This window comes from Dietzia sp. oral taxon 368 (genome assembly GCF_002999155.1).
In the GTDB taxonomy this organism is placed as follows: domain Bacteria; phylum Actinomycetota; class Actinomycetes; order Mycobacteriales; family Mycobacteriaceae; genus Dietzia; species Dietzia cinnamea.
Window position 1 is genome coordinate 19509 of the sequence record NZ_CP027240.1, and the last position, 13910, is coordinate 33418.

Sequence of the window (13910 nt, forward strand, 5' to 3'; positions counted from 1 at the left end):
CTCCGGTTCGCCGAGACCGCCGCGGTGGGCGCATCCGTCAGATGATGACACCGTTCGTCGCAAGCCACGACACCGAGTCGATCCACTGGCCGGCGGGGTTCTGCACGCCCAGGTGCAGATGCGGGCCGGTCGAGTCACCCCGGTTGCCGACTTCGCCGATCACCTGGCCGGCAGTGACCCGCTCGCCCACGGACACGTAGTTGGCGTTGTTGTGGCCGTACTCCAGGAGGTAGCCGTCGTCAGTCTGGATGCGGATCCACAGCCCATAGCCGGCGGCGGGCCCGGAAGCCACGACAGTGCCAGACTTGGCCGCGTACAAGGGAGTACCGATTGGAGCGCCGAAGTCGGTGCCACTGTGGTTGGAGCCCCACCGGGGGCCAAAGCTCGAAGTGACAACACCGTCGGTCGGCTTGTGTGCGTCGACGCTGCCAGGCAGCTGCAAAGAACCGAGCCCGAGCTGATCTAGCCCGGGAATCTGGCTGGCGTACGCGCGGACCTGCTCGGCCCCGATGCCGTGCTGAGCGCCGACCTCCTGGACCATCTGTCCGACCTGGTCGAGATCAGACGATTGGGCGGAGGCGGTAGGCGTGGCGCTCAGTGCTGCACCGCTAGCAATCGCCGCGCCGGCCAGGGTGGTGGCAGCCATGCGGCCGATTCCCGCAGAGTGGCGGGCCCGATGCCGGCCGGCAGGGGACGCAGTGGTCTCGACACCGAGCGAGACCATGAGATCGGCGAACGGTACAGCCCGCGAAGAGTTCGACATGCTGATTCCTTTGACGTGGTGATGCTTCCGGCTGGCCGCGGGCGGTCTCCGATTACTCTCGAAACGGTAACAGTTTCATATCGTCTTGTCTTGCGCGATCTCCGGAGACTTGAAACATCGCAGGTCAAACCGTTGCTGGTCCGTGCGCTACGGTCGATCTGGCCATACGTCTTGGTGGCCAGGCGACAACGGGCTCGGGTAGACGTCCGTCCGAAGAATGTATGAGGGAGTGGAATAAGGGGGCTCGTACAGTGGGGGCACAGACAAAACTGCAGCTGAGAGCTCGGGGATCGGGCCGAGCATGGCTGTTGGGCCCGGCCCTAGTCGCGGGTGTGGCCTACCTTGACCCTGGAAATGTTGCCGTCAACATGTCTGCCGGGGCTCAGTTCGGGTACTTGTTGGTATGGGTGCTTGTTGCGGCGAACGCAGCGGCGTGGCTGGTCCAGTACCTTTCGGCCAAGCTCGGGTTGGTTACTGGGTCGAGCATGGCTGAGCTTCTCGGTCAGCGCATCGCCAACCGGGCATGGCGTGTCCTGTATGGGTTGCAGGCCCAATGCGTCGCGATCGCTACCGATGTCGCTGAAGTCATCGGGGGCGCCGTCGCGCTGTGGATCTTGTTCGATGTCCCCCTTGTCGCCGGTGCTGTTATCACGGGAGTCATCTCCACAGGGCTTCTCTTGCTGCAAGCTCAACGTGGAGCGAGAACGTTTGAGTTCGCGATCATCGGCCTCATGCTCGTGATCGTCATCGGGTTCTGTTACGGCCTGTTCATTGCTCCGCCCGAGCCTGGTGCAGTACTAGGTGGCATGATCCCCCGCTTCGACGGCGCCCAATCGGTGTTGCTGGCAGCAAGTATTCTCGGGGCAACGGTCATGCCGCACGCAATCTACGCGCACTCCTCACTCGCCCGTGACAGGTTCGGTACAGAGAGGACCTACCCGCTTTCCCGGTTAATCAGGGCAACTCGGGTAGATGTGACTATCGCGTTGACGATCGCCGGGTCAGTGAACCTAGTGATGCTGCTTGTGGCGGCATCAGTGCTCCCCGGAGTGGCGGGCACTGAGACTATTGAAGGGGCTCACGCTGCGATCGAGAACACCCTCGGCACGACAGCCAGTCTTATGTTCGCAATCGCGCTATTGGCTTCAGGGCTCGCATCAACTGCCGTTGGCGCCTACGCGGGCAGCGACATCATGGGGGGCCTGTTTCGTACCCGGATGAAACTCCTCACCCGCAGGCTCATCACCATTATCCCATCCATTATTGTGCTAGCAGCCGGGGTTGATCCCACGTACGCGCTGATTCTGAGCCAGGTAATTCTGTCGTTTGGCATCCCGTTTGCGCTGGTGCCATTGGTGTGGCTCACTTCCCGAAAATCCCTCATGGGCGCCTCGGTCAATGCGCGCGAAACAACATTCCTGGGCTGGGCGATCGCTGCTGTAATCATTGCTTTGAATGTCGCGCTGGTGGCTCTCGAGACGGGAATTGCCTGAGTTACACCACCCTATGGTGCACCATTGTTGCTGCGGCATGTTGCACCGTCCGGAGGGGCTCCGCGTGGTGCGAACGCGTGGTATGAAACACGAGTCTCGACAACGGTCCGCAGGTGGCGACCTGCTCCACCATTCCGTCATTTCCCTGCGGTCAAGGTGGCGCAAGCAACGAAGCGCAGGCCCGAGATCCACCCACGCGCAGGTCGCGCTGGGGTTGACCGATACGAATGTGGGGAACGGTTCGGTGGGGTACAGAGTTCGCGCGATCGGAAACTCGACACCATTAGCTTGTCATAAGGTCTGGTTAGCGGAGTCGCAGAAAGGCCCCAAGAATGAGGTGTGGCGGCAAACGTCTCCTTGGCGCAGTGCGCCAAGTGACTGGTTCTGGAAAGATGTCATGAGGAAGCCTTCTCTACGATTAGGCTCGCATAACCGCGAGGAGACCCGTCATGTTTGGATTGTTTGGAAGACCCCCTAAAGGAGATCGTACGCCAGTTCATGAGTGCGGGTATGCCTACCCCCACCACAGTGATCAGCCTCATTACCATGTCGGACATCCGCGTAAGAAGACACAGTCAATGACTAAGGGCACTGGCCCCTTCGACGGTGATACCCGGTACGCGAACACAGGGGTTCCTCCTAGCCCTCCGGGCACTAAGAATCCTCCACTGGCCAGGTAGCAATAGAGGGGATGAGCGTCCCACTTCCAAGGAACTGGGACGTCGGCTTCTGTCGGCGGCGAGTTCTTTACTTTGGAGGCTAACTCTGGGTGTCGATGAGTCGGCCGTCGGCGGTGATTCCGCGTAGGACGTTCCCCGAGAACCAGACGGTTCCATCTGCGGTGACTGCGATTGACGGGCGGGGGCTGTCGGTAAGGACGGTGGCCGCCGGCATGAGGTCGTTGTCCAGTCGCACTACGAGGTCCCGCGGGAATTCGCCCCGCGGTCCGATGTTGCTGACGATTTCCCGCAGACGCCACGGGTCCGGAGCCTCTGCGTTTCGCAGGTGCAAGGCGATCCGCTCGCCGTCAAGGGTGAGCCAGGGCCCGGTATTGGTCGACCCGGCAGAGTGCGCCCGATAGGGGAGCCGGTGGACAGTGGTTTTTCTGAGGGAGTCGTCGAACCGCAGGAGCAGATCAGCACACAGCACCCATGGTCCCTCGGCGCTGCGTCCGACGGCAGTCGGAGGAACGGGCAGGCCGAAGGACGTCCCGACAGTCCACTGTCCCGAGTGGTCGTACACAGCGAGCCGGAAGCGTTGTGGCGCGGGAACAGGACCGAATCGGTGGCCCAGATCGTCGTTGTCGTCAGTGTCCTCGCTGGGTTCTCGTCCGATGGCGAGGAGCCCTTCGACTACCCGGTCCAGCGTGCATACGGTGGAGATTTCCGGGGGGAGCGTGATCGGGTCGATCTCGCCCTGAGTATCGAAGCGTCGGAGGGGCCTACCGGACGTCACGAGGTGGGGGCCAACCGTCACGGCGGAGCCCCAGCCCACGGCGCTCAGGTCGTGCAACTGCGCCGGCCCACCAGGGGCGGTATCGACTGACCAGAGCGTCTGGGCGCGCTCGATCCAGAGGCCGTCGCTGCCGGCGTGCGGCGTGATCGCGCTCGAATAGACACTCACGGGCAGGGGAAGCAGGTGTTCCTCGGTCTGGGTTGGGAGTGCGCAATGGCGTCGTTGCAGAATCGGGCGGTGACGGTCGCCGGACCAGAGCTCGTCGCCGAGAGCCGACAACCCGCCTGGCTCGAAGTCGTTCCTGGCCCGGGGCGGCTGTGCGGCGTCCAGATCTAGATCCAAGGCCACGGCGATGGCCGGTGCGCTCCCCTCGGCTTCGTAGTGGGCCATCTGCGAATCGAAGTTGGGCGGGCACACTGGCTCGTCTGACCAGCCGTTGCCCGGTATCGAACCGGACTCGGGATCTGCTGCCACCGGGCCGGTGAGGCGGTTGACCCGGATTCTGGCGACGGCGGCGCGGGTGGGCGTGAACCAGTGGGCGGCCGCGGCATCATGGATGATCGCGAGGCATCCGGTGACCACAACATGGCCCACCATCGGCCGGGGCGCAGACCAGGTGGCGGCCCAACCGTCCCCGCGGAGGATGGTGGGCCACCGCAGAACGCCGAAGTAGTCCTCATACGGGGCGCCGGTACCGACCGGTTCGGCTCGGGCGTGAAACTCGGTGGACTCGACGCCCCGCGGAGAAGGGGCCTCGAAGAACGTCAGATATACCTCGATGGTCTCACCCACTCCCGGCGGTGACAGCTGACCGTCGGCGATCACGAGCTCGTCGAGCGTGACACGCAAGAGGCGTCCGCGTGGGTCGGCGGGCGCAGGGGCGGGGTCCGGTGCCGGGGTGATCGGGTCGGTGATTTGCAGGGGTTTCCAGTCGCCGCTGGGCTGGATCTGCTCAGGCGGATCAGCCCGGCCCGCCCAGCGGAAGACCGACTCATCAGCCTGTCTGAGTTCGAGGTTCTCGAGCCAGGCTTCCCAGGAGCAATCGACGGCGGCTACCCGGACGAGTACGCCGGTGCGCATGTCCACCGAGAGCTCGACGGCTCCGAATCCGTCTCCTGGATCTCCTGCCATCACCGCGACGGGCCGACCTTGGTGAGTGGATTGGCGGATGGGACCGGAGGGAAACCCGTACCCCAGCCCCTCCTCGGCATCGCTCGGCTGATCCACGAGCAAAGCGGCGAACCCGGAGGCGTTCGCGGACCTCACGCGGAACATCGTGGCGGTCTCATCGGGGGCGATCTGCCACACCGTCCCATCGTGAAAGAGCGTCCGTCTTCCGTCTGGGTGATCGAGGCGGACTCGAGAGCCTCCGACACGGGTGATCCGGCTGCGACCCGGGCCGGCGTGCAGATTCGCTCGCGGATCGTCCATCACCCAGGACAGGACCGCAGGCGCCGGGGTGGTCTGCGGCTGCACCACGAGATCGGCTTCGAACTCGGCAGCGGCACCACGGGCGAGCAACTCGCCGATATCAGACCAAGTCGGTGTCATGGCGCCAGCCTAGGTCGGCCTGACAGCGCGCTGGGCGCCGTCTTCGATAGGGGCTTTGGGTTTTCAGCCCCGCCAGAGAGGGAGATCTAGCTATGCGGCTCAGGGTTGAGCTCATCATCGATGTCGACGAGATACTCCATCATGGCCGCAGCACGGTCGGAGTCCTCTGACTTGGCGAATATTTCATTGAGCAGCGCCTCGACAGGAATGGGTTTCGGCGCTCTTCGATATCTGAGGTGAGCGCTGATCAAGTACATCTTCTGCTCGTCGTTGACGCATTCGAGGATGGGTCTCAGGTCGGCTTTTCGGGCGATGAACGATGAGGTGCCGAAGAGTTCGACGGCGGCGGCCAGAGTGACCCAGTCCCCTGAGTCCCTGAACTCCGTTAGAAGCGCTCGTGCGATGTGCTCCCGTTCGCCTGTCATGCCCGCGCCAGATCCTCATACACCAGCGTCAGACCGCCGAGGGGCGGTCGACCCGCTGTGCCGACGCGGGTGCACGCCAACAGCCTCATGACTTGATTGTGTCTCACGAACCCCGATCAGCAGTCGTTCCGCGACAACTAGGTGCGAGACGTCATATGAGACGCCGGAGGTCGCTGTCGGCCCATGAAGCGAACGTGCGCCCGGGCCTCCAACTGGAGTCTCGTAAAACTGTAGGTTTTTAAGGCACATTCACGGCGCCAGGCGGGCCGCCGCGGGAGCCCTCGTCCACCCCGCTGGGGCCGCGGGTTTCAGGCGCAGCATGACGTCGGCATCTGGTTTCGGAAGAGGCCGGCCACGATGCGCAGGCTTTCGCTCATGGTCAGGTACGGCGCCCAGGTGTCGGCCAGATCGTCGACGGTCATGCCGCTTTTGATGGCGTAGGTGGCCGCCAGCATGATCTCCCCGGCCCCGTCCGCCAGAGCGTGCACGCCCAGAACCTTGCCGCTCACGGCGTCGGCGACGAGCTTCACCGCCCCGCGGGTGTCGTGCTGGACGAGCGCCCGGGGGACATCGGACAGGTCCAGGACGCGGCAGTCGCACGCGTGCCCTCGGGTGAGGGCCTCGTCCTCGGTCAACCCCGCCGAGGCCAGCTGGGGCCGGGTGAACACGACCGCAGGAAAGCCGGCGTAGTCGACCCGAGCTGCCGGCGGGTACCTGTCCTCGGTCAGGGCGTTGAGCGCGGCGGCCCGACCGCCGGCGGCGGCGGCGTAGACGTACTGGGGAGCCCCCGAGACGTCACCGGCGGCCCAGACGCGCGGGTTGGAGGTGCGCTGGGTCTGGTCGACCACGACGAAGCCGCGCTCGTCCACGTCCACACCGGCAGCGGCCAGGTTCAGGCCGTCGGTGCGGGGCAGGCGTCCGGTGGCCACCAGGACCTGCGCGCCGCGCACCTGTTCGCCCGAGTCCGTGGTCACCACCACCTCTCCTGCGGGGCCTGGTTCGCGGGCCACAGTGGTCGCGCGCTCTTCGACCACGGTGATGCCGTCGTCGGTGAAGACTTCCCGAAGTCTCTGGGCCAGCTCCGGCTCGGCGTGCGGCGCCAGACGCCCGACCACAGAGACCCGGGTGCCGAGGTGAGCGAACAGCTGGGCCTGCTCCATCCCGACGTACCCGCCACCGATAACGACCAGGGACTCAGGCAGCTCGGTCAGCTGCATCGCGGTGGTGGACGTCAGCCGGTCCACAGAGTCGAGACCGACCACCTCCGGGATGGCGGGGGTGGCACCGGTGGCGACCAGATAGGCCCGGGCCCGCAGCGCCTGGCCGTCGACGGCCAGGGTGTCCCCGTCCAGGAAGCTGGCCTGGCCTGGGCGGACCTGGAAGCCGTAGGCAGCGGCCACATCGGCGTACTTCGCATCACGCAGGCGCTCGATGAGTGCGTCCTTCTGGGCCACCAGATCGCCGAGGTTCACCGGTGCGGCTGACGTTGGGGCACCTTTGAAGGGATTGGTGAGCGCGGCGTGCCGGGCCCCGGCGGCCGCCAGGAGCGTCTTGGACGGCACGCAGCCGATGTTCACGCACGTCCCGCCCAGAACACCGCGCTCAACCAGCACGACGCTCTTACCGGCCTGGCTGGCCGCGATGGCGGCGGACATCGCCGCGCCTCCTGAGCCGATCACGGCCAGATCGACGTCGTAGTCCACACCCATTTGCCCACCTTCCTTCGCGTGACCCCTCTTCAGCGTCCATAGTGGACGTTCCAGCGCAGGGGAAGGTCAAGGCGAACATGGACGAGAGCCGAGAAAGGGGCCACTGTGCGCATCGGTGAGTTGGCCGTGGCCAGCGGCACCACAACCAAGACGCTGCGCTTCTACGAAGAAGCCGGCCTACTACCTGCGCCTGAGCGCACCGCCAACGGATACCGCGACTACACCCCTGCGGCCCTGGCGCGCCTGGACTTCGTTCGCCGCGGCCGCACCGCTGGGCTCACCCTGGCCCAGATTCGCGAGATCCTCGACATCCGCGACGCCGGAGTCGCACCCTGCCAGCACGTGCACGCCCTGCTCGAAGCCCACCTGGGCGACCTGGACCGCCAAATCGCCGACCTGCAAGCACTGCGACACACCGTCGCGCACCTTCACCACAGTGCCACCACCAGCGACCCCACCAAATGCGACACCACGACCGTCTGCCGCTATCTGTGACCAGACCGGTGCTCGCGTGTATCGCCATGAGCAGATGCCGCCACAGAGCGTCGATAGAACCCCGCCATATAACGGCGAAAGCCACAGTGTTTTGCTATTTATGAAACGCCGTCCCGTTGGGTCTAGGGTGTATTGATACATCTGCTCGGCGAAAGGGTCTTCTGGTGGCTGATCGGATCGGGACATTGCTTGACCGTTCGGGTGACGGTGGCGAGGAGGTGCTCATCGTCAGCCGCGGGAAGATGCGGACTCGGTTCCGTCGCCGAGACGAGTTGGACTGGAGCCTTCGGGTGGAGTCAACGGACTCGGAGAACATCGTCGAGGAGAAGCCGAAGCCGGATCCGACGTCGGCTCGCCGAGCCTCGCGTCCACGCGGTCAGCGGGTGGCGTATGTGCGGGTGTCGGCCGCCGATCAGAACGAGGCGCGTCAGCTCGAGGCGGTGGGGGAGTGCGACCGGGTCTACGTCGAGAAACAGTCCGCTCGCTCGCGTGCCGATCGCGTGAAGCTCGAAGAGTGCATTAGGTATCTCCGGGACGGTGACGAGCTGGTGGTCGCGTCAATGGACAGACTCGCTCGTTCCCTGGTCGATCTCAAGCAGATCGTTGGTGAGGTCACTGCCAAGGGCGCGAGTGTGGAGTTTGTCCATGAACGGGCTACCTACGCCGCCGGCGCCCAAGATCCTCGAGCCGATCTGATGCTTTCGCTGCTCGGGGCGTTCGCCGAGTTCGAGCGGGCCATCATTCGTGAACGTCAGGCCGAGGGCATTGCCATCGCTAAGGCGAAGGGCAAGTACAAGGGTCGTAAGCGAGTCCTGACCGCCGAGCAGGTCGACAAAGCCCGGGCCCGCATCGAGGCAGGGGAGGGGCCATCAGTGATCGCCCGCAATCTCGGAGTTGGCCGATCCACGCTCTACCGCGCACTACAGCGCGTTGAAGCGGGCGGGCGTGGACGCACCAGCCACTGACCCCCGCCCTGAAGATGGTGGGTATCGCTAGCCACAGCAGCTCGACCGCCGAGATTCGGCACTCGGGAGGGACCGCGGTTCTTGCTGACCTTGCGCAGTTTCTCCAGGCACGAGTCAGTGCAGCCGGAAGCCGGACGGGCCACCTATCCGACGCTGTCCCGGTGTGCCGGTGCTGTGGAACTGGCCGTGGTCTTGTGGTCACGCGGAGTAGTGCCCGGGGCAAGGATCGCTAGCAAGACTGCGGCTGCGGCGGTGAGGATTGCCAACGTAAGTGTGGCCTGACTGCTGCCGTTGACAAATGCCTCTTTGGCGTAGTCGACCAATGGTTGCGCCATTGGTCCGGCTTGTGCGGCGATCTCTAGGGCGGCGGCCAGGGAGTCGGAGACCGGACCGCGGGCAGGTTCGGGTAACTGAGGCAGGGCGGGTTGGATGTGGCGGGTGTATCCGGCGGCCAGCACACTGCCGGCCACTGCGATCCCCATCGCAGCGCCGATCTCGCGGGCCGCATCGTTGACTGCGGCGGCGACCCCGTGTTTGCTCTCCGGAGTTTCGGCGATGATCGCGTAGGTCGCTGGGGCTGTGCATAGTCCGAGCCCTGCGCTCATGATCAACAGCGGCCATAGCAGGTCGAGGTAACGTGCGTCGACGGTCATCCGGCTGACCAGCATCAGGCCAACTGCGATGGTCACCAGACCGGCGACGGTCATCACTCGTAGTCCAAATCGCTGTGACAGTCGGGGGGCGATCACCGAGATCACGATCAGGGGGACCGTCATCGGCACCAATCCCAACGCCGAGGCCAGCGGTCCGTATCCCAGGATCAGTTGCAGGTACTGCACCAGGAGTAGGAATACCCCGAAAGTGACCAAGAATTGGATGGCCACCGACAACGAGCCGGCGCTGAAGCCGCGCTTGGCGAACAACCGAACATCCAACAAGGGGGCCGAGGATCGCAGCTCAATCAGGATAAAAAAGGCTGTCGCCAACATGCCGGCCCCGGCGCTGGCGAGAACGATCGGGTCGGCCCAGCCCCGCGCTGGAAACTCGATCGTGGCGAATACGATTCCCGCAACCGCGACTGCAGCTGCCGCCGCGCCCACCCAGTCCACGGGAGGGTGATCATGCTGGCTGGACTCAGCGATCGTGCATGCCAGCGCGGCCAGTAGGGCTCCCGCTGCGGTCAGTCCGACAAATACCGACACCCACGACCAGCGCTCAAGCAGCACCCCGGCGCCGAGGATGCCTAACACTGCTCCGGAGCCGGCGACTCCAGCCCACACACCTACTGCTCGGCCGCGATGAACGGCGGCGAAACCAGCAGTCAGAATCGATAGCGTCGAGGGCATTACCAGTGCAGCGCCCGCCCCGGCAATCGCTCGCGCAGCGATCAACCAGGCCGGGTCAGACAGCAGCAGGGGAAGTGCGGACGCAATGGTGAATATCGCCAGGCCTATTACGAGAACTGCGCGTCTGCCATAGCGGTCACCGATCGCTCCAGCGGGCAGGACCAGGCACGCCAGTACCAGCGTGTAGCCGTCGACGATCCAGGTCAGCTGGGCTTGCGTCGCTCCAGTCTCTACCGCAATCTCCGGTAATGCCGAATACAGCGCGGCCATGGCCGCGACCACCAACGCCACGGCTAGGCACGACACCGTGAGCATCCACCATTCGGCTCGGGTCCACCGGGATGACTCGGTGATGGTCTGTTGGGGTGAGTGCATCGCCGGCCCCTTGCTGTGAGATGGTCGGTCTTGGTCTGAGACAAGTAGTATCACAGTATCCGGCTGGCTGGACAGGTTAGCTTGGACGAGAAGTGACCGTCGGCCGAAGGGGGAGAGCGTGAACGACTGGAGTGCTGACCGGCCCGCTACGGACGACGATCAGCTCGATCCGCGACTGCTGCGCTCACGAAAACGATTGCTCGACGCTGCCACGCATCTCCTGAGCACTGGCGGTGTAGAGGCGGTTACCGTCGAGGCGGTCACTCGAATGTCAAAGGTTGCGCGGGCCACGCTCTATCGGCATTTCGGCGGGACCGCCCAGTTGCTTGCGGCGACCTTCGAGCGGCTGTTGCCTCGCGTCGAAGTCTCTGCCACCAGTGGGTCGGTACGCGACCAACTCATCGCGCTTCTCACGGCCCAAGCCGACCTGATTGACCAGGCGCCGCTAAACCTTACGACTCTGGCTTGGCTGTCAATCGGATCAGTCGGCGGCGATCCTGCCGATTCGGCCGCGATCACCTCACTGCGTAGTCGAGTCATCGAGGAATACCGGCAGCCCTTTGACCGCATCCTCACACATCCTGACGTTCGAGCACAGCTCGGCAACGTCGACACCACCTTCGCGATCGTTCAACTCCTGGGTCCCGTCGTGTTCGCTCGCCTTACTGGGCTCTGCACCGTCGACCACGACGGATGCGTGCAACTCGTTGATGATTTTCTTGCTGCCCGCAAGCAGGGAGGCGAACCCATCCCGGCCGAGTCCATCCACGACCTGAACCGCCCTGGCGCCGGCGGATCTCGCTAAATCGGGGCTTCTTCTTGTCGGATGGGTGTGACCGCTCGATCGCCGAGGTCGCCGGGGAGGTGCCGAGTTCGCACAATCTACAACTCGGCATCGTTAGCTTTACGTAATCTACGTTATCGGCGTTAACGTAATGGCTGGTCGGGCCCTGTTTTGGGGCTACGGTGTGTTCCAGCGTTGTTTACGAGTGGTCTTGGTCGTTCTCGGTGATTTGGGCCAGGGCTGCGGTGAGGTCGTCTTCGCTGGGTAGTGCCTCTTGCTCTGCGGCGGGTAGGGCCTCATAGCTGAAGGTTGAGACGGCCAGGGGTGCGCCGGCTTGGTTCAGTGCGTAGCGGACGACACGATCATTGCGGCTGCCGCAGACCAGGATCCCGACAGTCGGGGCATGCGAGGCGCGGCGCAGGCGATCCTCGACCAGGGCGACGTAGAACTGCAGCTGCCCGGCGTGTTCTGGCTTGAACTTGCCGGTCTTGAGCTCAATGACGACGTACCGCAATTGCTCGACGTGGAAGAACAGTAGGTCAGCGTAGAAGTCCTCGCCCCCGACGTCGAAGTGCACTTGTCTTCCCACGAAAGCGAATCCCGGGCCGAGCTCGCGCAGCGTATCGACGATCCGGTCGGTCAGGGACTCCTCGAGCTCACGCTCGGCGACCTCGCCGGACAGGTCCAGAAAATCAAGGATCAGCGGGTCCTTGGCGATCTGCTGGGCAAGCTCGGAATCTTGCGCAACAAGCTGTTGCGCAAAATTCGACGGAGCCGCCCCGCGGCGTTCGAGGGCGCTGCTGGCGATCATGTTGGCCAGCACGTTGCGCGACCAGCCGTGCTCGACGGCCGCGGCTGCGTACTTGTCTCGATCGTCCTGAGCGCTGAGCTTGTCCAGCAGGACAGTCACGTGCCCCCAGGGCAAGTACGCAACAGGCTGTTGCGCGATTGGCCCGGCAGTCCAGGCGCCGGCGAAGGTCGCCATGTACTGCAGGTTTCGGGCAGAAAAGCCCTTCATTTGGGGAAACTCGGCCCGAAGATCCTCGGCGAGCCTGCGAATCACACCGCTACCCCACCCCTGCCGGGCGCTCTCCTCGCGCACAGCCTGTCCGATGGACCAGTACAGCTCGATCAGCTGGGTGTTGACCCTTCGCTGCGCGGTGACCTGTGCTCGTCGGACCCTGTCCTTGAGATCCTCGACGAGGCGCCCATAGTTGGATGGCAGGTCCAGGTCCCGGGAGGTCACCCGTCCATCCTGACAGGTTTACCCCGGCACGCTGGATAGCAACCGGCTGCAGATGTGCCAGGCCCGTCAATGGCGACTCGCCGGGGCCGGGCCCTCAAAGTTCAATCCCTGCCGGCGGGAAGAGCCTTCACCGCCTCACTCAGGGCCAAGCCGAGGCCAGCTCCGATGAGGCCGGCGCCGATGGCGCCTCCGGCGACCATGGGCAGGACCGCCGACGACGCCAGGACGGCGACTCCGGACAGTCCCAGGCCTGTCACGCCGGAGGCGATGCCGACGAACGTCCCCGGACGGCCAATGTGATGTCCGCGACCGGCGGGCACGGCAACCATCACGGTCACCGCGATCGCGCAGTACGCGCACACGCTCAGAGTGAGCGCGAGCATTGTTGCATCCACAATCTTCTCCGTTCAGTCGTTGGTACGTGGAATTGTCCACCCGGCTCATGTCGCCGCCGGTGTGCTCGCCGCCGGACGCCGGGCGCCTTAGCAGCGGTCAGCGCTCGATCCTCGACATGGGCGCGGGCGTCACCTAGAATGGGTAACGTAGGAAACAAAACACGTTACCGATTACCGGTTACCAGACGCTGAATCTGGAAGGGCTGCCATGTCGACGTCGGAGAAGATCGCTCACGCCTACGGCGTACTCGTCGCGCGGGGGGACAAGGTCACCGTGCGGGCGGTGCAGAAACAGGCGGGGGTGCGGATCGGCGAGGTAGCGGCGTGGATGCGCGAGCACGCCACGGGCGCAGCAGGCGAGGTTCCCGAGGCCCCGGACTTGTCTGAGCCGATGTCGGCGATGGTGGCCTCGGTGTGGGCGGCGGCGTGGAAGCGCGCCGCCGAGCAGGCAGACGAGGCCACCGCGGTGGCGCTCGATGCCGCGCGCGCCGGCGAGGCCGACGCCCTCGCCGCGGCGGAGACCGCCACCGCGCAACAAGCAGACGCCGACGCGGCCCGAGATGAGGCGGTCCGGGACGCCGAGCAGCTGCGCACCGAGCTGGCCCAGGTCCGCCAGCAACTCGAGACGATGCAGCGTGAGGCGGAGCAGGCGCGCGTCCAGGCCGAGGAGGCCGACCGCGCCCGGGTGCGCGCCGAGGCCACCTCGGACACCTTGCGTGAACTCCTGGACGCGTTTCGTTCCTCCGGGCAGGCCGACGAGGACAAGTAGCGATCCGCACCGTGGTGGCCTTGTCGTGTCGGACCGGGCGAGCACACTGACAAAGCAGGACAGGCAATGAACAAGCGGCCCGGACTTCCGTCAGGTGCGGTCGGGCCGTAACGGGACGAACGCCAACACGGGAGGGGTG

The 13910-nt window shown here is 64.9% G+C and carries 12 protein-coding genes; 5 read left to right on the top strand and 7 right to left on the bottom strand.

The genetic code is table 11. From position 1 onward, the window contains the following. Window positions 1-37: 37 nt before the first annotated feature. Window positions 38-763: a M23 family metallopeptidase gene (locus C3V38_RS17160; RefSeq protein WP_061917731.1), complete on the bottom strand. Its 726-nt coding sequence runs from the start codon at window positions 761-763 to the stop codon at window positions 38-40. 332 nt (window positions 764-1095) lie between these two features. Here C3V38_RS17160 and C3V38_RS17165 point away from each other — a divergent pair, with 332 nt between their 5' ends. Further along, window positions 1096-2256, top strand: a complete 1161-nt coding sequence (locus tag C3V38_RS17165; protein WP_240341556.1) for an Nramp family divalent metal transporter — start codon at window positions 1096-1098, stop codon at window positions 2254-2256. A 759-nt stretch (window positions 2257-3015) separates the two neighbouring features. Here the strand turns inward: C3V38_RS17165 and C3V38_RS17170 are convergent. The 3 genes from C3V38_RS17170 to merA form a co-directional block, all read right to left on the bottom strand. Beyond that, window positions 3016-5262, bottom strand: coding sequence for a hypothetical protein (locus C3V38_RS17170; RefSeq protein WP_165001198.1), 2247 nt, complete (start codon window positions 5260-5262; stop codon window positions 3016-3018). 86 nt (window positions 5263-5348) lie between these two features. After that, a complete protein-coding gene (locus tag C3V38_RS17175) occupies window positions 5349-5687 on the bottom strand; it encodes a hypothetical protein (RefSeq protein ID WP_106386895.1) in 339 nt (112 codons plus the stop codon). Window positions 5688-5995: 308 nt separating this feature from the next. Then, window positions 5996-7396: a mercury(II) reductase gene (gene merA / locus C3V38_RS17180; RefSeq protein WP_017838447.1), complete on the bottom strand. Its 1401-nt coding sequence runs from the start codon at window positions 7394-7396 to the stop codon at window positions 5996-5998. Window positions 7397-7501: 105 nt separating this feature from the next. Between merA and C3V38_RS17185 the strand changes: the two genes are divergently transcribed. Further along, window positions 7502-7891 carry a heavy metal-responsive transcriptional regulator gene (locus C3V38_RS17185; RefSeq protein ID WP_007928756.1) on the top strand — a complete coding sequence of 130 codons (390 nt, stop codon included), beginning with the start codon at window positions 7502-7504 and terminating at the stop codon, window positions 7889-7891. Window positions 7892-8055: 164 nt separating this feature from the next. Beyond that, on the top strand, window positions 8056-8856 hold the full coding sequence (locus C3V38_RS17190) for a recombinase family protein (RefSeq protein ID WP_106386896.1): 801 nt from the start codon (window positions 8056-8058) through the stop codon (window positions 8854-8856). A 143-nt stretch (window positions 8857-8999) separates the two neighbouring features. Here the strand turns inward: C3V38_RS17190 and C3V38_RS17195 are convergent, their stop codons facing one another. Then, window positions 9000-10577, bottom strand: coding sequence for an MFS transporter (locus C3V38_RS17195; protein WP_106386897.1), 1578 nt, complete (start codon window positions 10575-10577; stop codon window positions 9000-9002). 118 nt (window positions 10578-10695) lie between these two features. Between C3V38_RS17195 and C3V38_RS17200 the strand changes: the two genes are divergently transcribed. After that, on the top strand, window positions 10696-11382 hold the full coding sequence (locus C3V38_RS17200) for a TetR/AcrR family transcriptional regulator (RefSeq protein WP_106386898.1): 687 nt from the start codon (window positions 10696-10698) through the stop codon (window positions 11380-11382). A gap of 178 nt (window positions 11383-11560) precedes the next feature. On the opposite strand, the gene C3V38_RS17205 is transcribed toward C3V38_RS17200, so the two are convergent. Both C3V38_RS17205 and C3V38_RS17210 read right to left on the bottom strand, forming a co-directional pair. Beyond that, a complete protein-coding gene (locus C3V38_RS17205; protein ID WP_061230200.1) occupies window positions 11561-12607 on the bottom strand; it encodes a YhcG family protein in 1047 nt (348 codons plus the stop codon). Window positions 12608-12708: 101 nt separating this feature from the next. Continuing rightward, the gene (locus C3V38_RS17210; RefSeq protein WP_061230199.1) at window positions 12709-12990 is read right to left on the bottom strand and encodes a hypothetical protein; all 282 of its coding nucleotides are present in this window, start codon (window positions 12988-12990) and stop codon (window positions 12709-12711) included. A 220-nt stretch (window positions 12991-13210) separates the two neighbouring features. Between C3V38_RS17210 and C3V38_RS17215 the strand changes: the two genes are divergently transcribed. Then, window positions 13211-13771, top strand: coding sequence for a DNA-binding protein (locus tag C3V38_RS17215; RefSeq protein ID WP_106386899.1), 561 nt, complete (start codon window positions 13211-13213; stop codon window positions 13769-13771). The last annotated feature ends 139 nt before the right edge of the window (window positions 13772-13910 follow it).

Excerpts from the sequence above, each read along its gene's own strand:
- C3V38_RS17210 (WP_061230199.1), bottom strand. The coding sequence starts at position 12,990 with ATGCTCGCGCTCACTCTGAGCGTGTGCGCGTACTGCGCGATCGCGGTG.
- C3V38_RS17195 (WP_106386897.1), bottom strand. The coding sequence starts at position 10,577 with ATGCACTCACCCCAACAGACCATCACCGAGTCATCCCGGTGGACCCGA.
- C3V38_RS17170 (WP_165001198.1), bottom strand. The coding sequence starts at position 5,262 with ATGACACCGACTTGGTCTGATATCGGCGAGTTGCTCGCCCGTGGTGCC.
- merA (WP_017838447.1), bottom strand. The coding sequence starts at position 7,396 with ATGGGTGTGGACTACGACGTCGATCTGGCCGTGATCGGCTCAGGAGGC.
- C3V38_RS17175 (WP_106386895.1), bottom strand. The coding sequence starts at position 5,687 with ATGACAGGCGAACGGGAGCACATCGCACGAGCGCTTCTAACGGAGTTC.
- C3V38_RS17215 (WP_106386899.1), top strand. The coding sequence starts at position 13,211 with ATGTCGACGTCGGAGAAGATCGCTCACGCCTACGGCGTACTCGTCGCG.
- C3V38_RS17160 (WP_061917731.1), bottom strand. The coding sequence starts at position 763 with ATGTCGAACTCTTCGCGGGCTGTACCGTTCGCCGATCTCATGGTCTCG.